General features: G+C 63.9%; 21 protein-coding genes. 18 read left to right on the top strand and 3 right to left on the bottom strand.

The features are described from left to right. Positions 1-53: 53 nt before the first annotated feature. The 3 genes from dnaK to P9M14_14295 form a co-directional block, all read right to left on the bottom strand. Positions 54-1,952, bottom strand: coding sequence for a molecular chaperone DnaK (gene dnaK / locus P9M14_14305; GenBank protein ID MDP8256919.1), 1,899 nt, complete (start codon positions 1,950-1,952; stop codon positions 54-56). 36 nt (positions 1,953-1,988) lie between these two features. Further along, a complete protein-coding gene (gene grpE / locus P9M14_14300; protein ID MDP8256918.1) occupies positions 1,989-2,933 on the bottom strand; it encodes a nucleotide exchange factor GrpE in 945 nt (314 codons plus the stop codon). A gap of 146 nt (positions 2,934-3,079) precedes the next feature. After that, a complete protein-coding gene (locus P9M14_14295) occupies positions 3,080-4,216 on the bottom strand; it encodes a coproporphyrinogen-III oxidase family protein (GenBank protein MDP8256917.1) in 1,137 nt (378 codons plus the stop codon). Positions 4,217-4,362: 146 nt separating this feature from the next. Between P9M14_14295 and rpmH the strand changes: the two genes are divergently transcribed. The 18 genes from rpmH (at position 4,363) to P9M14_14205 (ending at position 20,386) form a co-directional block, all read left to right on the top strand. After that, positions 4,363-4,512, top strand: coding sequence for a 50S ribosomal protein L34 (gene rpmH, locus P9M14_14290; GenBank protein MDP8256916.1), 150 nt, complete (start codon positions 4,363-4,365; stop codon positions 4,510-4,512). Between the two features lie 11 nt (positions 4,513-4,523). Then, positions 4,524-4,904, top strand: coding sequence for a ribonuclease P protein component (gene rnpA / locus P9M14_14285; GenBank protein MDP8256915.1), 381 nt, complete (start codon positions 4,524-4,526; stop codon positions 4,902-4,904). Further along, positions 4,901-5,119 (top strand): membrane protein insertion efficiency factor YidD, encoded by a 219-nt coding sequence (gene yidD, locus P9M14_14280; GenBank protein ID MDP8256914.1) that lies wholly within the window; start codon positions 4,901-4,903, stop codon positions 5,117-5,119. Before rnpA ends, yidD begins: the two co-directional genes overlap by 4 nt. 8 nt (positions 5,120-5,127) lie before the next feature. After that, the gene (gene yidC, locus P9M14_14275) at positions 5,128-6,903 is read left to right on the top strand and encodes a membrane protein insertase YidC (protein MDP8256913.1); all 1,776 of its coding nucleotides are present in this window, start codon (positions 5,128-5,130) and stop codon (positions 6,901-6,903) included. A 3-nt stretch (positions 6,904-6,906) separates the two neighbouring features. Beyond that, positions 6,907-8,289 (top strand): Jag N-terminal domain-containing protein, encoded by a 1,383-nt coding sequence (locus P9M14_14270; GenBank protein MDP8256912.1) that lies wholly within the window; start codon positions 6,907-6,909, stop codon positions 8,287-8,289. After that, positions 8,273-8,506: a hypothetical protein gene (locus P9M14_14265; GenBank protein ID MDP8256911.1), complete on the top strand. Its 234-nt coding sequence runs from the start codon at positions 8,273-8,275 to the stop codon at positions 8,504-8,506. The genes P9M14_14270 and P9M14_14265 overlap by 17 nt, the downstream gene beginning before the upstream one ends. A gap of 16 nt (positions 8,507-8,522) precedes the next feature. Then, on the top strand, positions 8,523-9,935 hold the full coding sequence (gene mnmE, locus P9M14_14260; protein ID MDP8256910.1) for a tRNA uridine-5-carboxymethylaminomethyl(34) synthesis GTPase MnmE: 1,413 nt from the start codon (positions 8,523-8,525) through the stop codon (positions 9,933-9,935). Between the two features lie 47 nt (positions 9,936-9,982). Further along, the gene (locus P9M14_14255; GenBank protein MDP8256909.1) at positions 9,983-10,861 is read left to right on the top strand and encodes a hypothetical protein; all 879 of its coding nucleotides are present in this window, start codon (positions 9,983-9,985) and stop codon (positions 10,859-10,861) included. Then, positions 10,858-12,777, top strand: coding sequence for a sulfatase (locus P9M14_14250; GenBank protein MDP8256908.1), 1,920 nt, complete (start codon positions 10,858-10,860; stop codon positions 12,775-12,777). The genes P9M14_14255 and P9M14_14250 overlap by 4 nt, the downstream gene beginning before the upstream one ends. Next, a complete protein-coding gene (locus P9M14_14245) occupies positions 12,774-13,481 on the top strand; it encodes a VTT domain-containing protein (GenBank protein ID MDP8256907.1) in 708 nt (235 codons plus the stop codon). Before P9M14_14250 ends, P9M14_14245 begins: the two co-directional genes overlap by 4 nt. 385 nt (positions 13,482-13,866) lie before the next feature. Then, a complete protein-coding gene (locus P9M14_14240) occupies positions 13,867-14,706 on the top strand; it encodes an AAA family ATPase (protein ID MDP8256906.1) in 840 nt (279 codons plus the stop codon). Beyond that, positions 14,703-15,602: a ParB/RepB/Spo0J family partition protein gene (locus P9M14_14235; protein ID MDP8256905.1), complete on the top strand. Its 900-nt coding sequence runs from the start codon at positions 14,703-14,705 to the stop codon at positions 15,600-15,602. Before P9M14_14240 ends, P9M14_14235 begins: the two co-directional genes overlap by 4 nt. A 123-nt stretch (positions 15,603-15,725) precedes the next feature. Next, positions 15,726-16,154: a polymer-forming cytoskeletal protein gene (locus P9M14_14230; protein ID MDP8256904.1), complete on the top strand. Its 429-nt coding sequence runs from the start codon at positions 15,726-15,728 to the stop codon at positions 16,152-16,154. 54 nt (positions 16,155-16,208) lie between these two features. Further along, positions 16,209-17,951, top strand: a complete 1,743-nt coding sequence (locus P9M14_14225) for a sodium:proton antiporter (GenBank protein MDP8256903.1) — start codon at positions 16,209-16,211, stop codon at positions 17,949-17,951. Positions 17,952-17,964: 13 nt separating this feature from the next. After that, entirely contained in the window at positions 17,965-18,537 is a 573-nt protein-coding gene (locus P9M14_14220) for a hypothetical protein (GenBank protein ID MDP8256902.1), read from the top strand. A 4-nt stretch (positions 18,538-18,541) separates the two neighbouring features. Beyond that, complete coding sequence (locus tag P9M14_14215; protein MDP8256901.1) at positions 18,542-18,958, top strand: ATP synthase F0 subunit B; 417 nt, start codon at positions 18,542-18,544, stop codon at positions 18,956-18,958. Between the two features lie 28 nt (positions 18,959-18,986). Further along, positions 18,987-19,838 carry a F0F1 ATP synthase subunit B gene (atpF, locus tag P9M14_14210; protein ID MDP8256900.1) on the top strand — a complete coding sequence of 284 codons (852 nt, stop codon included), beginning with the start codon at positions 18,987-18,989 and terminating at the stop codon, positions 19,836-19,838. Next, positions 19,835-20,386, top strand: a complete 552-nt coding sequence (locus P9M14_14205) for a F0F1 ATP synthase subunit delta (protein MDP8256899.1) — start codon at positions 19,835-19,837, stop codon at positions 20,384-20,386. Before atpF ends, P9M14_14205 begins: the two co-directional genes overlap by 4 nt.

Raw genomic sequence — 20,386 nt, 5'->3', positions numbered from 1 at the left:
CAGGAAACGGCCCGGTCTCGTCTGTCAGTTTGTTCTATTCGCGAAATCCGCGCCTACTCGAAGTCCTCGTCGTCGTCGAAATCTTCGTCGAAGTCCTCGTCGAATTCCTCCTCGGTTCCGCCGCCGACCACGCGCGTGCCCTCGTAGCCGCCGGTGGCGTACATCGTCTCGGCCAAGCGGTGGCTGGCGCGGTTGACTTCGTCGATAGCCGCACGGATCGCACGCATGTCCTCGCCACGCAACGCCTCGCGCAGCTCGTAGATCGCGTTCTCGATCGCGTCCATCTCGGCGTCGGACAGCCGGTCGGAATATTCGCGCAGGCTCTTCTCTGCGGTGTAGATCAGGCCCTCGGCGTTGTTCTTGAGTTCGGCTGTCTCGCGGCGCTTCATATCGTTGTCGCGATGCGATTCGGCCTGGCCGACCATCTTGTCGATCTCGACATCAGCCAAACCGGTGGCGCCGGTGATCTGGATCGCCTGCTTTTTGCCGGTCCCCAAATCTTTGGCCGAGACGTGCACGATGCCGTTGGCGTCGATATCGAAGGTGACCTCGACCTGCGGCACTCCGCGCGGGGCCGGCGGAATGCCGACCAACTCGAAGCGGCCCAGAGTTTTATTGTCCGAGGCCATCTCGCGCTCGCCCTGGAGCACGTGGACCGTAACCGCCGGTTGGTTGTCGGCGGCCGTGGAGAAGACCTGGCTCTTGCGAGTCGGGATCGTGGTGTTCTTTTCGATAATCCGGGTGAACACGCCGCCGAGGGTTTCGATGCCCAGGCTCAGCGGTGTGATGTCGAGCAGCAGCACGTCCTTGACGTCGCCGCGCAGCACCGCTCCCTGAATCGCGGCGCCGACCGCCACGACCTCGTCGGGGTTGATGCCCGAGTACGGATCCTTGTTGAATATCTCGCGGACTTTCTCCTGCACTCGCGGCATCCGGGTCTGGCCGCCGACGAGCACGATGCGCGAGATCTTTTCGGGCTGGAGGTTGGCGTCGGTCAACGCGGTGCGGCACGGATGGGTCAGCCGCTCGATCAGGTCGTTCACCAGCTCTTCGAGCTTGGAGCGCGTGAGCTTGAGATTCAGGTGCTTGGGACCCGAGGCGTCGGCGGTGATGAACGGCAGGTTGACGTCGGTCTCCACCAGGCTCGACAGCTCGTGCTTGGCGCGCTCGGATGCCTCTTTGAGGCGCTGCATCGCCATCTTGTCGCGCTGCAGATCGATGCCGTGGTCGCGTTTGAACTCCTCGACCAGGTGCTCGATGATCCGGCGGTCGAAATCCTCGCCGCCGAGGAAGGTGTCGCCGTTGGTGGAGCGCACCTCGAACACACCGTCGCCGATCTCGAGAATCGAGATGTCGAACGTGCCGCCGCCCAGGTCGAACACCGCGATCAGCTCGTTCTCTTTCTTGTCCAGCCCGTAGGCCAGCGAGGCGGCGGTCGGCTCGTTGATGATCCGCTGCACGTTGAGCCCGGCGATCGCGCCGGCGTCCTTGGTCGCCTGGCGCTGGGCGTCGTCGAAGTAGGCCGGCACGGTGATCACCGCGTCGGTCACTTCCTCGCCCAGATAGTCCTCGGCGGTCTGCTTCATCTTCTCCAGGATCATCGCCGAGATCTGCGGCGGCGAGTAGGCTTTGCCCAACACCTCTACCCAGGCGTCGCCGTTGTCGGCGCACACGATGCGGTAGGGCACCATCTCGATGGTCTTGCGCACCTCGTCGGTGTCGAACTTGCGACCCATCAGACGCTTAATCGCGTAGATCGTGTTCTCCGGATTGGTCACTGCCTGCCGCTTGGCGATCTGGCCTACCGGCCGTTCCTCGCTGTCGGTGAAGGCAACCATTGAGGGAGTCGTACGCGATCCCTCGGCATTGGCGATCACGATCGGCTCGCCAGCCTCCATCAGTGCTACGCAGGAGTTTGTCGTACCAAGGTCAATTCCGATGATCTTATTCATCAGAAAGGCCCCCCTTCATTGTGCATTGCGCAAAGTTTAACCTTTTTCTATATCATTAGAAACCCTGGCGGACGGCTCCGGTGAACCGCTCTGGTCCTCTTCCCCCTGATCCGTCTCGTCGGGTTGTGTTTGTTTGGCCTCTGCCTTCGAGTTGATCCTGGATGGCGCCGACGTCGCTCCCGGCGCCCGCGCGACCACCACCTGTGAGGGTCGCAGCAACCGGCCGTGCAGCAGAAAGCCGCGCTGGTATTCGCTGATCACCGTGCCCGGCTCGGCCTCGACATCCTCGATCATTACCATTGCCTCATGCTTGGACGGGTCGAACATCTCCCCCTGAGAGCTGAGCGATTCGAGCCCGAAGTTGCCAAGCATGCCCTTCAATTGATTGAGAATCAACTCTACGCCGTCCTGCAGCGCCTGCTTTTCCTGCTGGTCCTTGGCATGGGCAAAGGCCAGCTCGAAGTTATCGAGGATCGGCAGCAATTGCCGCATCAGTTCCTCGTTGTAAAAGCGTTTGGCCTCCTCGCGTTCGCGAACCATCCGCTTGCGGTAGTTCTCGAACTCGGCCTGTACGCGCAGTAGGCGCTCGGTGATTTCCTTGATTTTCTCGTCGCGCTCGTCTTGATCTTCCTCAGCGGGTTGTTGGGCCTGTTCGACCACCGGCTCCTTGGGCTTGGCGGCTGCGGCTGCTCGCTGCGGCTCCGGCTTGGGTTTGGGCGGCGCGGGTTTGGTCTCGCCGACCAGCTCCTCGGTCACGTCGACCTCGAGCCCTTCGCGGTCGCGGCTGAGTTGATCCGTCAGCTCGGCCATCAGCCGGTTGAAGTCGTCGAGCCCGTCGTCTTTGGCTCCCGCGGTTGGTTTCTTATCCGCCGCCTGGCCCGCTGCGGGGCGCGCCTCGTTCGACAGCTGGCTGGGTTTGGTTGCGCTCTGTTCTTTCTTGGCCTGGCCCTCAAGCTTCTCGATAGCCTTCAGGGCTTCCACGAAAGCCCCTGAAGGAATATCGCTCACGACCTTTTGGTCGTCGTCATTTTTATGATTTTCAGCCATTACTCCAGGTCCCTAAGCGCGGCAAAGTCATGGTATTAAATAGGGTGCGCCGGTTACTGTCAATAGGTAAAAAGCTCATTTCAGGGCCACAGGCGCACTGCCAGCTCATCGGCCAACGACATCCCGCGCGATGTAGGCACAAGTCGACCGGGCCGGTTGACAAGCAATCCTTCGTCACACAATCCCTTGATCAGCCCTGCGCATCTGCCCATCAGTTCATCCCCCATTGCCGCCAGTTGCGCCAACTCGATCCCTTGGGAATTGCGTAGTCCCAACAGGATCAGCTCGCGTACCGCCAGTTCGTCGGACAATTGCTCGACCGAAAATATCGGCCTGCATCCGCCACGCACCGCGGAAGCATAGCGCTCGATATCCTCCGTGTTGGTGCTGCGTTGCCGGTTCGCAAACGATACTGCCGCCGCTCCCAGACCTACTATCTCTGCGCGACGCCAGACATGTTTGTGATGAACGCACGAAGCCGTATCGACCGCCCAGTTGCTTACTTCATATCTTATCATGTTCCAGTCCGTCAATTCACCTTGGATTGCCGCATAAAATTCCTCGACCTGGTCCGCGGTGGGAAGCTCTAGCCGTCCGGCGGCCTGATCCCGGCCCAATGGCGTATTGGGCTCCAGGGTCAGGACATAGATCGAGACGTGACGCGCTCCGGCCTCGAGACAGGCACGCAGATCGTTGATAAGCTGAGAGATTTCCTGGCCGGGCACCGCACAGATCAGGTCGGCGCCTACTGTCTTGAATCCGGCCTTGACCGCGTTTTCCAGGGTGATCCGAGCTTGTTGTGCGTCGTGAGATCGGCCCAGCAGTCGTAGGGTCTGTGGTTGGAGCGACTGCACGCCCACACTGATGCGCGTCACACCGCAATCCGCGAGCAGCGCGAACAGCTCGGGGGAGGCTGATTCGGGGTTGACTTCCACGCTGAGCTCGCCCGACGTCGGCTCGCCCAATGCCCCAGAGATGCCGCGGATCATCCGCGCCAGCTGAGCCGGAGGCAGCAGGCTCGGGGTGCCGCCGCCCACATATCCGGCCAGGGGCGGACCGTCGACCTGGTCGCGCCGCAGATCCAGCTCGGCCAAAACCAAGTCGACGTACTGCTCCAGCTGCGTGCCGCGCGGCGCGCTTGAGGCGAAATCGCAGTACGCGCACTTCCGTCGACAAAACGGGACGTGTGCGTACCAAACGTAGTCCGGATTATTCATCTGATCCATCGAACGTTAATCATCGCACGCCGTGGGCTTCGGGGCTAGGGTCCTTGACAGCCTGCGGCGTTTATGCTTCATTAAGTGCCCTTTTTGCGAAGGAGTAACTAACCGAGCGGGCATCATAAGCCCCGGGTGGAAATACAATGAAGAGAACATTTCAACCAAGCAACATTAAAAAACTGAGAACTCACGGATTCCTCGCAAGGATGGCCACGCGCGGCGGACGCAAGGTGCTCAACCGCCGGCGAGCCAAGGGCCGCAAGCGCCTCGCCGTCAGCATCCCGAGCAAATAGAGGCGCCGGAGATGGTCGGCCAAGGGTTGGGCCGACGGGAATGCGTTTGCAAATCCTTCGAATACCGCCAAGCTGACGACGAGGGAACGCGCTACCGCTCGGATCGGTTATTCCTAATCGTCCGCCCCAACAGCCTTGACCTCCGCAGACTGGGCTTGGTCGTAAGCCGCAGAGTGGGGAACGCCGTAGAGCGTAATAAGGTCAAGCGATGGATCCGCGAGACATTTCGCAACGACAAGCAACGCTTCCCGGATCATTGCGATCTGGTGGTGATAGTGCGCGGCGGCTGGTCCTTTCAGGGATTCGCCGACCTGCGCGACGAGCTGTTGTCAATGGCGCGCGGGGGCAAGATTTTGGCCAAACGCGCCGGACGCCCGCGGAGACGCCGATGATCAAACGCCTGTTGGCCACGCCGATCAAGCTCTACAAGCTGTGCGTCTCGCCCTACCTGGGAAACAACTGCCGCTATCTGCCCACCTGCTCGGAATACGCCCTGGAGGCGCTCGAGCTTCACCCGGCCCACACAGCGCTGTGGCTGGCCGTTAAACGGCTGACCCGCTGCCACCCGTGGGGGGGCCACGGATACGACCCCGTGCCCAAGCCATAGAGGATTAAATGAGCAGCCCCGTCAGATCGACAATAACGCTGATCGCCCTGATTGGGCTGTGCTGGAGCCTGGCCCTTGCCGCGCCGTGCCTGGCCCGGGCTCAGGAACCGCTCGAGCAGCCCGCGGCCGCACAGGGCGAGCCCTTGGCGCAGCCCGACGATCAGGTCGATGTTCAGGCCGCATCCGTTCCCGGCGCCGCGATGCTCAGCGCCGGCAGCGGCCTGGAGCAGGACCTCGACGTCACGCTGAGCCTGGACGATCGGATGCAGATCGTCTTCACCCGCCGCGGCGCGCGGATCAAGAGCCTGGAGCTGATCGAGCCCGACCCCTCGGGCAAGGCGAATTTCCGCTATCGCAAGACCCTGGCTCCCGACTCCGACCCCTGGCAGATGGTCGACTTCGCTCCGGACGAGTACAACCACGGCGAGTCGTACTACCCGCTGTCGACCGGCATGATGTATTCGCTGGACAACTCCCAGAGCTACTACGACGACGCCGAGGACGATCTGGTCTACCGCAAGGCCGAGCAGGCCGGCAACTCGGTGACCTTCGTCGCGCAGACCGCCGATGGCCTGGTGATCACCAAGCGCTTCACCATCAGCCCCGAGGTCTACTCGATCGAGCTTGAGCTGACGATCGAGAACAACTCGGAGGTGAAGATCGAGGGCCGACCCTACATCAACCTCTACTCGATCTACCGGCCGAGCAAGCGCAGCTTCATGGGCCCGCCGCCCAAACAGGTCAACCTGGTTAGCTACAACGGCTCCGAGCGTGAGTCCGATGCGCTCTCGCCTAAAAAACAGATCGGCGAGCTGGTGCCCGGCACGCTGTGGGTCGCCTTTGTCTCCAACTACTGGATGACCGGCCTGGCCCACACCTCGGATACCGCAACGCAGTACCAGTCGGGCTTCCTCAACGAAGAGGTGGTGATCGCCCGCACGCTGGTCAATACCCAGACCATCGAGCCCGGACAGAGCCGCCGCCTGATCTTCACCTGCTACAGCGGTCCGATGATCAAGGAGCTGCTGGTCGAGGCGGGCAGCGACTTCAACAAGGCGCTGTACTTCGGCTGGTTCACGCCCATCGCCCTGGGCATGCTGTGGATCCTCAAGCTGTTCTACGGCGCCTTTGGCAACTGGGGCGTGGCGATCATTCTGGTGACGGTGATCATCCGGCTGGGAATGTTCCCGCTGACCCACAAGAGCCAACAGTCGATGCGCCACATGGGCAAGCTACAGCCGCTGATCAAGCAGCTGCGCGAGAAGTATAAGGACGACAAGGAGGCGCTCAACCGCGAGATGATGGCGTTGTACAAGACGCACAAGATCAATCCCGCGGGCGGCTGTCTGCCGCTGCTGATCCAGTTCCCGATCTTCATCGCCTTCTATCGCATGCTCTATATGGCGATCGAGCTGCGGCACGCGCCGTTCCTCTGGTGGATCACCGATCTCTCGGCGCCCGACGTGGCGTTCCAAATGCCCGGCCTGGGTTGGGGCGTACCGATTCTGCCGTTTTTCATGGGCGCCTCGATGTACGCCACCCAAAAACTGACCCCGACTAATCCCGACCCGACGCAACAGAAGATCATGCAGCTGATGCCGCTGTTCTTCATGTTCATCTTCATCTCGTTCCCCAGCGGCCTGGTGTTGTACTGGCTGGTAAGCAACATCCTGGGCATCGGCCAGCAGCTGCTGACCAACAAGCTGATCAAGGACGAGCCGCTGGAGCTGCCTCCCTCGCAGCAGCAGCAGAACGCGGGTCATAAAAGTAAATCGGAGAATTGATCGATGAAAGTAATAGAAAAAGAAGGACGCACGGTCGACGAGGCAGTGGAAACCGCGGCCGCTGAGCTGGGCGTTCCCAAAACCAAGCTGGCGATCGAAATCGTCGACGTGGGCACCGCGGGTTTCTTCGGCATGCTCGCTCGCAAAGCGCGGGTTCGCGTAACTCTCAAGGAAGCCAGCGACTCCGAGCGCGAGTCGCGCGAACGTGCCGCAAAAGTCGGCGCCGACGCCGAGGCGGCCAAGGACGCGGGTCGTGACGCGCGCAAGATCGAGCCGTTCTTTAAAAACGAGGGGCAAGACAAGCCCTGGATGCGCACTGCGGATAAAACCAAGCCCAAGTCCGGGGCCCAGGCGCAGCCGCAACAAAGGCCGCAGCAGGATAAGGGCCAGCGCGACGAAGGTCGTCCCAAGCCCTCCGAGGGCGGCGCACGGCGCGACGAGCGCGGAGGCGGCCAGCGGCGCGGCTCAGACTCGGGCCGCCAGCGCCCGGACGCAGAGCAACGGGGCGAGAAGCGCGAACACCGGCGCGGACGACGCGGCGGCAAGGGACGCCGACCCGAGACCAGGCTGGTCGATCTCGAGCTGCCGCCGCTGTACCACGTCGAGGGCCAAGAGATCGAGCCGATCAAAGTGCTGGAGTTCATCGCGCGCTCGGTGGCGCCCGATGCCTCGATCACGCCGCGCGAGACCGAGGACCAACTGTGGCTCGACATCTCGGCCGGCGGACGCGGAATTTTCATCGGCCGCAAGGGGTCGACCCTCGAGGCATTGCAATTCATCCTCAACAAGATCGTGCGCAAGTCCGGCGGCTATCCCAAAAAGATCGTCGTCGACTCCGAGGGCTACCGCCGTCGGCGCAACGAACAGTTGAGCATCGAGGCGCAGAAACTCTCCGAGCGTGTGCTGCGCGGCCGCACCCCGCTGGAGACCGAGCCGCTCTCGGCATTCGACCGCCGCATCGTGCACCTCGCGCTACGCGAGGACTCGCAGGTCACGACCCGCTCCCTGGGCAGCGGCGAATTCAAGCGGGTGCAGATCCTGCTTGCCGACGACCCCGCGGCGCGCAAGGAGCCGATCGACGAGTTCGCCGACGAGCTGGACGACGACGAACAGACGCGGACTCCGGCTGAGCAACAGCACGCAGGACCCGCGGACGAGCAGCCCGCAGATGCACAGCCCGAAGACGCGCAGCCCGAGGACGCGCAGCCCGAAGACGCGCAGCCCGAAGACGCGCAGCCCGAGGACGCGCAGCCCGAAGACGCGCAGCCCGAGGACGCGCAGCCCGAAGACGCGCAGCCCGAGGACGCGCAGCCTGAAGATGCGCAGCCTGAAGACGATCAGCCGGAGGACTCGCAGCCGGAGGACGAGGATGGGAAGGACGGGTAAGGACTATCGCCAGTCCTCCGATCCGCTGTTCGGCCTGGCGATCCTCAAGCTGACCGGCGAGATCAAGGGCCGCAAAGCCGAGGGCTACGACGCAGTGCTGCAAATGTCGATGGCCGAACTCGGCGTCACCTCGGCCGAGCTCAAGAACTACATCAAGCGCAACCGCGCACTGCTGGAACAGACGATCCGCGAAGAAGGTTTGATCGAACGCCAATGAACGGACCGGGCTCCGGATGTACGACGTCGACGACACCATCGTAGCGCTGAGCACGCCGCCCGGACCATCGGGCATCGGCGTGGTGCGCCTCTCCGGACCGGCCGCATCCTCCATCGCACGAGTGATTTTCCGACCGCGCAGCGGCGAACTGATTGCCGATCGGCGGATGCGCCTGGGCCGCGTAGTGGACCCCAACAGCGGCGAGACCATCGACGAGGCGCTGGCCGTGCTGTTCAACGCACCGCAGAGCTACACCTGCCAGGACGTAGCCGAGATTCACTGCCACGGCGGTCCCGCGGTGCTCGCCGGAGTGCTCGAGCTGGCCCGCAGACACGGCGCGCGACAGGCCGAGCCCGGCGAATTCACCATGCGCGCCTTCATCAACGGACGCCTCGACCTGGCCCAGGCCGAGGCCGTGGCCGCGCTGATCGAGGCTCAGACCGCGGGCGGCGCACGCCAGGCCGCACGGCAGCTCGGCGGAGCACTCTCCGAGGAAGTGGCGCGAATGCGCGACGCGCTGGTCGGACGACTGGCCCAGCTCGAGGCGGCCATCGACTTTCCCGAGGACGAGTTGCCGCTGCTGGACACGCAGGCGGCGGTGGACGAGCTGGAACGCGTGCGCGTGCGTTGCGACGAACTGGCGCGCACCTTCCCTGCGGGCAGACTGCTGACCCACGGCGCGCGGGTAGCTATCGTCGGCCGTCCCAACGTGGGTAAGTCCAGCCTGTTCAACGCGCTGTTGCGCCGAGAGCGGGCCCTGGTCCACGAGTCGCCGGGCACCACCCGCGACGTGGTCGAGGACCGGCTTTTGTTTGATGGCATCCCGGCGACGCTGTGCGACACCGCAGGCCTGCGCAGCGACGAGCAGTGCAGCGACCCAGTGGAACGCGCGGGCATCGAGCGCACTCGCGGCAACCTCGAGCAGGCCGATGTGGTGCTGGCGGTGTTCGACCTGACACAACAAATTGAACGCGACGATCTCGATCTCTGGCGCTCATTGGTCGATCGCCCGGCCCTGGCCGTGCTGAACAAGGTCGACATCGCGAACCAAGATGCGGCGCAACAGTGGCGTTCCGAGGTTGACGCGCCGCTCGCCAAGGCGACCTCGGCCAAGACCGGCCTGGGCGTGGACGAGCTGGCGCATGCGCTGGGGGAGCTGATCTGCGAGGCCGCGGACGTGGGAACGGCGGACGCGATCGTGATCAGCGCGCGCCACGCCGATCTGGTGCGCGAGGCCCAGAGCGCGCTGATCGCGGCCATCGAAGCGTTGTCCCAAGACCTGGCGCCGGAGTTCGCGGCGTTCGAGTTGCGCCGGGCAGTGCGCTGCCTGGGCTCGATCATCGGCAGGGCCGACTCCCCGGACGGCGCGGAGCAGCTCGAGCGCGAGGTGATCGAGCGCATCTTCTCCACCTTCTGCATCGGCAAGTAGCAAGCCCAAATTATTTACGCGGCGCGCCGATCGGTTACAATGCGCCCATGCTTCGCGCGCTGGTAACCATCTGCTGCCTCACGGCGCTGAGCGCCTGGTGCGGGTGCTGCGCCCAGACCGAGCCGACCTGGCCCGCGACCATCGAGCTGCACGCGCAGATCCATGCCGACCCCACGGGCCGAGTCACGGTCAGCGGCCAGAGCAATTTGCCCGAGGGCACGACCTTGCAGATCGTTATCCGCGGCGGCGAGGACCTGGGCTGCAATGTCGCCCAGGGGCTGCAAGCGCAGGTGCTCAACGGTCGCTACCTTGTGCCCACGACCCTGGATTTGCCGCTGGACTATCGGGCGCTGGTCAGCCTGACGCCGGGTCCGAACCCGCAGTGGGCCGCGCACTTCGACCAACAACTTTGCGACAGCGCTCCGGCCGAACACCTCGCCTGCCTCAAAGGGCCCGAGGGCGCATTTCGGCTCAACCTCGAGGCTCGCGGCAGGCTGGGCAGCGAGCAGGCGGCCGCGACCCTGGCGCGCGAGCACCTCGATCGCCTGAAGAAAAAACTGCGGGCCCTCGACTACGAGGCCGAGGCCCTGGATCAAGCGCTGAGCCCCGGCGACCCGACCGCAATGCTCTCGGGTCTGGCCGCGCGACTGCGGCTGCGAGCCGACAAGGAGCGCTCCCTGGGCCTGGCCGGTCCCGAGCGCGACCTGCTCTATCCCCAGGCCGACCAGCAGCTGATCGAGGCCTGGCAGGCTTTGGAGCTGATGACCGCCCTGCGCGTGGCGCTCTGCGCCGGGGACGCGGACGAGATCGGACGGCTTAAAGGGGCTGACCAGGGATTCCAGCGCCGCCGCGAACAGGCGGCCGCGACCATCGAACAGATCCGAACCGCAATCCAGGAGGCCCCGGCATCGGAGCCAAAGAAGTGAGCGCCCGCGGATTCGACAACGCGCCGGCGCGCGTTGCCTCGGCCGGACTGCTGATCGGCAGCCTGATCGGCGTGGGACGCGGCCTGCTGCGCTCAGCGCGCAACGACTACTTTAACCAGGGGCTGATCCACAACGCCCTGGCCGAGGTGCTGACCAACTGGGCGCGAATCGGCATCTACGCCCTGATCGCCTCGCTGCTGCTCGGGCTGTGCTACGTGGTCGCGCGGCTGATCGCGCGCAAACACGCGGGCGCTGCGGCCTTGGCCGTGTGCGGCGCGCTGCTTTGCTGGGGGCTGCTGCTGGCGCTGGTCGACGGGATTTTACGCGAGGCCACGCCCGGGTCGCTTTCGATGCTGAGCACGATCTACTTCAGCAAACTCGAAACCGCGACGCTGGGGGTTCAGCTTGGCCAGGCGTTTGCCTGGTGCGCGGCGCTACTGCTGCCCACTGCGCTGATTGCCTTACTGTTGCGGCTGCTCGCGCGGCTGCTCCCCACCCCGCTGCAACTGTTCGACCGCGCCTGGGCCGCGCTGAGCAGATTCATCGCCGTGCTCAGCCCGCCGTACCTGGTGCTGGGCCTGCTGGCGTGCCTGATCGTGCTGCCCCAGCTCGCGTTGATGCTGCGCCCCGACCCTCAGCGCGTGTCGCACGCGCAGCCGCTGAACGTGGTGCTGATCAGCCTGGACACGGTGCGCGCCGACCACATGAGCCTCTACGGCTACGATCGGCCGACCACGCCGAACATCGACCGTCTGGCCCAAACCGCGCTGGTCTTCGACCAGGCGATCAGCCAGGCGCCCTGGACCCTGCCCAGTCACGCCACGCTGTTCACGGGCCTGTTTCCATCGGTGCACGGCGCGAACACCTACCATTCGCGGATCGTGCCCGAGCTGACGCTGCTGCCCGAGGTGTTCCGCGAATCCGGTTGGGCGACCATGGCCGTGACCAGCCACATCCTGCTCAGCGACAGCTTCGGCTTTGACCAGGGCTGGGACATCTTTCACTTTTTGGGCGAGCCCGGCGCGGCCGAGGTGACCGACGCCGCGCTGAATCTGATCCAGGGGCGCGACCAGCCGTTCATGTTGTTCGCGCATTACTTCGACGCCCACGCGCCCTACTTCCCTCCGCCGCCCTACGACGCGCTGTTCGACGCGGATTACCAAGGCGAGATCAACGGCAGCGTGGAACAGTTGCAGCGTTCAGACCTCGGGCCGCGTGACGTCGAACATTTGATCGCGCTCTACGACGCCGAGATCCGCCTGCTCGACGACGAGGTCGGCCGATTGCTCGAGGCGCTGTTCGCGCGACCCGACGCCGATCGCACCTTGGTCGTACTGCTGGCCGACCACGGCGAGGCGTTCGGCGAGCACGGCTCATTCGAGCATCACACCCTGCACGACGAGGTGCTGCACGTGCCGCTGATCATCTGGCCACCGCACAGCGCTCCGATCGACACCACACCGCGCCGCGTGGATCATGCGGTGGGCACGGTCAACCTGGCGCAGACAGTGGCGGGCTGGGCCGGACCCACGATGCCCGCGGGACAGGGGCGCGACCTGAGCCCGCTGCTCGGATCATCGGCCGCACAGAGCGTCTGGCCGATCTTCGCCGAGGAGTCGGCCGCGGTCGACCGCCAGGGGTTGGCCGAGCGCGCGGTGCGCTACCAGGGGGTCAAACTGATCGAGCACGGCGAGGACTGCGAGCTGTACCGGCTCGAGCTCGACCCGTTGGAGCAGCACAACCGCTGCGCCGACGACGAAGTGTTCGCGGAGTATAGGCAGATGCTGGCCGACGCCCAAACCGTACATAGCCTGGCGCGCGACGAGCTGCTGCAACAGGGGCTGCTCTCCGACGCGCAGTTCCAGCCCGACCAGCGAGCCCAAGAGCGGCTCAAGGCTTTGGGTTATCTGCAATGACCGAAGCGCAGCCGACCCAGAGCGGACGCCGCAAGTTCGGCCTGCGCGAGCTGTGCAACCTGCTGGTGGCGCTGCTGGCGCTGGCCCTGCTGACAATCTACGCCCGGCGCTTCGATTTGAGCCTCGAGGCGGTGCGGACCCACGCCGCGTTGATCGGACCGGTGCGCAGTTTCGTTTTCATTTCCCTGCTCTACGGCCTGATCAGCACCGCGCCGATTCCCGGCCGCGACCTGTTTAAAATCGCCGCCGCGGTGATCTTCGGCTGGCTGTGGTCGACCCTGGCGATCTGGATCGGCGAGATGGTCTCGGCCCTGGCCTCGTTCTGGCTGGCGCGAATCGGCGGGCGGTCGGCTGTGGGCTGGATCCTCGGGACGCGGGCCGACACCATCGACCGCATGGCGATCAAGTTCAGCCCGTGGGCGGTCTTCGTGGCGCGCCTGCTGCCGATCACCCCCTATCGCTACTTCAACCTGGCCTGCGGCCTGACCGCCATGCCCTTTGGCAACTACCTGGTCGGCTCAATTCCCGGCACATTGCTGCGAACGGCTTTTTTTCAGTATTTACTTGTGCTTGGCGGCGCTTGGCTGATCTCGGAGAACGTGGGCCTGGGCACGGTCTTCGCCGTGGGCATGGTGCTGGCCGTGCTGCTGGTGGGCGGCTGGGGACTGTGGATGCGCCGCCGGATGAAACGCGATCAAGCCTGAAGAATAATCTCGTTTTTGACGACTGAGTCGCGCCCTGCGATTAGCCCGGATTATTCATGAGGGTTCGTCCGCGAGGGGCACAAGGCGCCGCAAATGCAAGGAAGCCGGGGCGATCATCCGCAGGCGTACCCGCTGCGGTACGTTGAGGACGGATCGTCACAGATGACGCAGTAGTTGCGGATGAATTGTGCGCCGCAGTAGAAGCCTAATGAATAGTCCGGGCTAGGCCCGGCAACCCCTTTGCGGCCAGGGTGTTTTGTGGTAAAAGTGTGCGCTCCGCGAGTCCGTGAATGGGCCGGGCTGTGGGCGAGCCTACTCGAATTGCCAGACAACGACTCCGCGAAAGACCGGCGTCCATAATAAGTAAGGTACGCGAGGACCGCAGATGGCGACCGTACTAGCCGTGACCAACCAGAAAGGTGGCGTGGGTAAAACCACGACATCGATCAATCTGGCTGCGGCCCTGGCCCTGGGCGGACGCTCTTGTTTACTGATCGACCTGGACCCCCAAGGCAACGCCAGTTCGGGAGTCGGAGTGCCGCCGGACCAGCGCGAGCTCGACATCTACCGCGCGCTGTTGGGCGAGATCGAGCTCGAGCAGGCGGTTCACGAGACCGCGATCACCAATCTGCACCTGGTTCCCGCCTCTTCCGAGCTGATCGGCGCCGAAGTCGAGCTGGTCGGGATCTACGAGCGCAACCGCAAACTGCTCTCGATCCTCGAGCCGCTGCTTAAGCGCTACGAATACGTGCTGATCGACTGTCCGCCCTCTTTGGGACTGCTGACGGTCAACGCCCTGGTGGCGGCCCAGGGGGTGCTGATCCCGCTACAGGCCGAATACTACGCCATGGAGGGGCTCTCGCAGCTGACGCACACCATCGACGTGGTGCGCACCGGGCTCAACCCCGGTCTCGAAATCAGCGGGATCGTAATCACGCTGTTCGATACCCGCAACACGATCTGCCACCAGGTCGAGGCCGAGGTGCGACGCTACTTCGACCAAGCCGTGATGCAGACTAAAATCCCGCGCAACGTGCGGTTGGCCGAGGCGCCCAGCCACGGCCTGCCGATTTTTCTCTACGACGTTAAATGCAGCGGCGCGGCAGCCTACCTCGAGCTCAGCCGCGAGCTGGTGCGGCGCACGCGGCGTCCGGCAGCCAAGGCGCGGACCGGCGGCGCGGCAACCGATTCGGCGGCCCTGGCCGCGGGCGAGGCCGGCCGATGAGCGCCAAGCGCAGCGGACTGGGGCGCGGGCTCGATGCTCTGCTCGGGACGCAGTCCAAAGCCTCTCCGGAGTCCGGCGGCATCGAACGCGAGATCGCCAACGGCGGCCAGGGCGTGGTGCTCTGGGTCCCCGTGGACCGGCTGACGCGCGGCTCGAGTCAGCCGCGCCACGAGATCGACCCCGAGGGGATCAAACAGTTGTCGCAGTCGATCTCGTCCGAGGGAGTGCTCTCGCCGTTGATCGTGCGCAAGCATCCTGAAAAAAAAAGCTATTTCGAGATCATCGCCGGCGAACGACGCTGGCGCGCGGCGCGACTGGCCGGACTTGAGCAAGTGCCGGTATTGGTACGCGACGTAGAGGATCGGACCGCGATGGTGCTCTCGCTGGTGGAGAACATCCAGCGCGAGGACCTGAGCGTACTGGAGCAGGCCGAGGCCTATAAGCGCCTGGCCCAGACCCTCGAACTTAGCCAGGAGGAGCTGGCCGCGCGGGTGGGCAAGCAGCGCTCGAGCGTGACCAACATCATGCGGCTGCTCAAGCTGCCCGCGCCGGTGCGCGCCGAACTGCAGGCCGGCCGGATCGAGATGGGACACGCCCGCGCGATCCTCGGGCTGGAGAGCGCCGAGCAGATGGTGGGCGCTACAGGCAAGGTCGTGCGCCAAGGTTTGAGCGTGCGTCAGACCGAAGCGTTGGTGCGTAGGTTGCGCAGCGGCGCCGGTCGTAGTAAAAAGTCACGCAAATCCGAGCATGCGCCCTACCCGGAGCTGGCCGAGCAGCTGCGAAGGAAGCTCGGGACCAAGATAGTTTTCAACGGTTCGGAAAAGCGGGGTCGGCTGGAGATCCACTATTTTTCCCAAGAGGAATTGGAGCGGATCATTGATTTTATCGACCCTTAACATTAAATTCCTTCTTCCGATTGGGGGATAGGGATGATTACACGGCGGGACAGAGAACAAAGGGAGTTCACAGCCTCGGCAGTGGACGCTAAGTTCGACGACCCTGCACACGGGGGAAGGATGATGGAAGCCCCTACCGATATGAATGCCTTCATCGGCAAGGGAAGTGAGTTCGTAGGTAAACTTACTTTCGAGGGAACGGTTCGCATCGACGGCAAAGTCGAGGGCGAAATCTTCAGCAAGGGCACCCTTGTCATCGGCGAGGGAGCGCAGATCAAGGCCAAGGTCAACGTCGACACGGTGATCATCTCCGGAACGATCACCGGAAACGTCGTGGCCAAAAAGCTGATCGAGATGCGCAGCCCGGGCCACCTGTACGGCAACATCCGTACCCCGGCCCTGCAGATCGAGAAGGGCGTCACCTTCGAGGGCTCCTGCAAGATGGAGAACTTCGACAAGCTCGAAGAGAGCGAGCCTGCTCGGGACAAGAACATCAAAATGTTCCCCGAGGAGCCGATCATGAAGCCCAAGGGAGACGCTGACGGGGAATAGGCCCGGTCGGTAGCTTTAATAATCGAAGATTCTGAATCGAAGAATGGAATAAGGGTGAATCTGCGCCTACGATTTTGCATCGCGCTGCTCGCGTCACTGGTCGTGTTCACCGGCGCTGTCGCGCTTTCCCAGAACGAGCATCCCCAGGCCGAACAGTCGCAAACGCCCGCGGACCCGCAGGCCGCGCCCGAGGCTGTTGCGCCGACCGTAGTGGACCAACAACAGCAGCCCGCCCAAGAGCTTGAACCGATCGAAGACCAAGGCGCAGTCGCCGAGTCCGCGACGCACCAGACCCCGGCCCAAGAGAGTCCGCTCGAGATCGAGCAGCTGCGTCTGATGCAGGCCGCCGACCACGAGGCCGCCGCGCAACAAGATCTGGAGCACGAGACTGAACACGGCGAGCAGGCAGTCGCCCACGGGCTGACGATCGGCAAGGACCTGCCGCTGTGGACCTGCATCCCGTTCGCCGGGATTCTGCTGAGCATCGCGCTGTTCCCGCTGTTCGCCCCGCGCTTCTGGCACGAGCACTACGCCAAGGTCTCGGCCTTCTGGGCGGTAGTGTTCGCCGCGCCATTCCTGGCGGGCTACGGCTCCCATGCGGTCTACGCGATCATCCACATCTACCTGATCGACTACATCCCGTTCATCATTCTGCTCTGGGCGCTGTACACCGTGGCCGGCGGGATGATCGTGCGCGGTACCTTGCGCGGTACTCCGCTGCTGAACCTGCTGCTGATCCTGATCGGCACGGCACTGGCCAGCTGGGTGGGCACCACCGGAGCGGCAATGCTGATGATCAGGCCGCTTCTACGGGCCAACGAGAAACGCAGGCACAAAGTTCACATCATCGTGTTCTTCATCTTCCTGGTGGCCAATATCGGCGGCTCGCTTACACCGCTGGGCGACCCGCCGCTGTTCCTGGGTTTCCTGCACCGCGTGCCGTTCTTCTGGACGATGAACCTGATCAAGCCCATGGCCTTCGTGGCCGTGACCCTGCTGGCGGTGTTCTTCGCCATGGACAGCTACTACTTCCGCAAAGAGGATAAATCGCAGCTGATCGACGATGAGCCGCACGAGCCTATCAAGGTCGAGGGGCTGCACAACATCCTGTTCCTGATCGGAATCATCTGCGCGGTGCTCGCCAGCGGGGTCTACTACGACCGGCTGGGCGATATCGCGCTGCTCACTGTAAACGACTCGGGACACGATGTGACGCTGCACATGCCGTGGGTCAACCCGCTGCGCGACGGCACGCTGGTGCTGATGGGCCTGCTCTCGCTTTGGACCACGCGCAAACAGCTGCGGACCGACAACGGATTCACCTGGCACGCGATCCAAGAGGTGGCCTACCTCTTTGCCGGGATCTTCATGACGATCATCCCGGCCCTCGAAATCCTGCACGCGGGCGAGAACGGCGCGTTCGCGTTCCTGATCCGCGCGGTCAAGCAACCGGTCCACTACTTCTGGGCCACCGGCGTGCTCTCGAGTTTCTTGGACAACGCGCCGACCTACCTGACGTTCTTCAACACCTCGCTGGGCAGCTTCTACGCCGGAATGCCCGAGGCCCAGAGCGTACCGCTGCTGATCGCCAACTACCCGCAATACCTGTTGGCGATCTCGTGCGGCGCGGTGTTCATGGGGGCCAACACCTATATCGGCAACGCGCCGAACTTCATGGTCAAGTCGATCGCCGAGGAGGCCGGGATCAAGATGCCCAGCTTCTTCGGTTACATGTTCCGCTACTCGATCCCGATCCTGGTCACCCTGTTCGTGCTGGTGACCTTAATCTTCTTTTAGCCTGGGGAACGACATGACAGAGCCATACGTTCACGTCGTGTTCAGCGGTCCGGATGAACTGGTGCGCGGCTTCGTCCTGGGAGTGGCTGCCGCCCAGGACAGCCGGCCGGTGGTCTTCGCCCACGAGGCGGGCCTGCGCGAGGCCGGATTTGCCCGACGTTTCGCCGAGCTGCTGCACCTGACCACCGAGCAGACCGAGGTCTTGATTCCCGAGGTGCTGCTGGACAAACTGCGCCAGGCAATCGAGCAGCAGGGCCGGAGCATCGGCGTCGATCTGGTGAAGATGCAGCGGATCGATTCGGCGCGGTTCAAGTTCAAATGCGAGGTCTTCAACCGCGACGAGGCGGACCAGATCCGCCAGATCCTAAACAGCGATCACCCGGGTGTCGAGCTGCGCGATCTGGAGCAGCACGAGTCGGAACATCCCGAGGCCAAGGGCTCGGAGCTCTACGCCCCGGCTCATGAATATGTTTTTAACGGTTCGGGCAAGGTCGTGGGGACCGTAGGCGCGGTGTGCTTCGTGCACGAAGCCCTGGCCTCGCATCCCCAGGCCCAAGTCGAACCGATCGATCTGAAGTTGGAGTAAGCCAATGCTGTCGTTAAACGCAACCTTCCTGTATCAGGCGGTATTGTTCATCACGCTGCTGATCCTGATGAACAAGCTGCTGTTCAAGCCGATGCTCGAGCTGATAAGTCGGCGCGAGCAGGCCCAGGACGAGCCGCTGGAGCAGGCCCAAAAGTACAAGACGGTTGCCGAGGAGTTCGAATCGCAGGTGCGCGGCAAGCTGCTGGAGATCAAGCAGCAGGCCGACAAGCTGCAAACCGAGCTGACCCGCGAGGCCTCGGGACAGGCGCTGGCCAGGATGTCGCAGGCCCGCACCGAGGCGGAGCAGATCATGGAACAAGCACGCCTCAAGATCCAACAGGCCGAACAGCAGGCCCGGTCGGCTCTGGACGCCCAGGCCGGTTCGCTGGCCGATCGGATCGTGGCGCAGATACTGGGGTAGTTCCCCCCGAACCAGGAGGCGAGACACCTTGATTCCACACACAACGAAAACGCCGGCCCTGACGCTGCTGGCGCTGCTGATCGCGGTCGTGGCACTCGCCGCCGCGGCTGTGGCTCAGGACGCGCCGGATCAGGTCGCGGACTCCGCAGTCGAGGCTGCGTTGCCGCCGCAGGGACCGCAAGACGCGCAGCAGCCCGCAGCCGAGCTCGAATCGCCCGCGGCTTTGCCCACGGATGCGACCGAGCTTACCGATCCGACGCCGCAGCTTGATCCGCCCGAGGCGGAACAGCACGACACGGCTTTAACCGAGCCGCACGCGGCCCAGGCCGAGCATCCGGCCCAGAGCGAGGGCGAGCACGCCGCGGCCGCCGAGCACGGCTCGGGGCACGGCCTGGCCCGGATCTCCTACATCCACTTCGCCACCGGCGTGTTGAGCCTGGCGATCTTTCTCTGGATCCTGATCCACTTCGCGCGCAAGCCGCTGTCGCAGTATCTGATCGACCGCAGCGAGGCCGTGGTCCAGGCGATCGCCGACGCCAATCGGGCGCGCGACGAGGCGCTGGAGCTGCAGGAGCAGTGGCGCAAGCGGATCGAGGGACTTGAGGCCGAGAGCGAGCAACTGCTGGCCGGAGCGCAACGCCGGGCCGAGGAAGACAAACAGCGAATCCTTGACGAGGCCGGACGCACGGCGACCAAAGCCGTGGACGACGCCCGCGCGGTGATCGAGCACGAGACCGCCCAAGCCCTCGAGCGGCTGCAGGGCGACCTGGCCGAGCAGGCGCTGGCGCTGGCAGTCGAGCGGATCAAGGGCCGTCTGGACGAGCAAGAGCGCGAGCGCTTCGTCGATGGCGCCATCGCACAGATCGAGAGTAAGTCATGAAGGGCACAATAGTCGCACGCAGGTACGCCAGGGCGTTGTTCAACATCGGTCTGGACGACGGTCGGATCGAGGACTACCGCCAGGCGCTCAACGAGCTGGCCGCACTGTTCCGCGAAGATCATCGGATCTCCGAGGTGCTGGACAACCCGATGTACGATAAATCGTTCCGCGATCAGCTGATCGAACGGCTAGTTTCCTCGATCAACCCGGAGTGGACCGAGTTCGCCAATTTCCTCAGGCTGCTCTACGACAAGCGTCGCCTGGGGATCATCGGAGACATCGCCGATTCTTTCCAGGAGCTGGCAGACCGCGAGGCCGGCCGGCTGGCCGCTGATGTAATCAGCGCCACAGCGCTCGACGACAAAACAGTCGAGCGGATCGGCGAGGCGCTCTCAACCAAGCTAGGCAACAAAGTTCAGGTGAAGGTCGCGATCGACGCTTCCCTGCTCGCCGGTTTTCGCGCCCAAATCGGATCGTTGGTGATCGACGGCAGCGTGGCCGGACAGATAAACCGCCTAAGGGATACCCTGACGCAGGGCAATAGCTGA

Origin of the sequence: Candidatus Alcyoniella australis, from assembly GCA_030765605.1 — a bacterium.
Classification (GTDB): Bacteria; Lernaellota; Lernaellaia; order JAVCCG01; family Alcyoniellaceae; genus Alcyoniella; species Alcyoniella australis.
The sequence above is the reverse complement of the archived record's forward strand: the minus strand, read 5'-3'. Positions and strand labels throughout refer to the sequence as shown.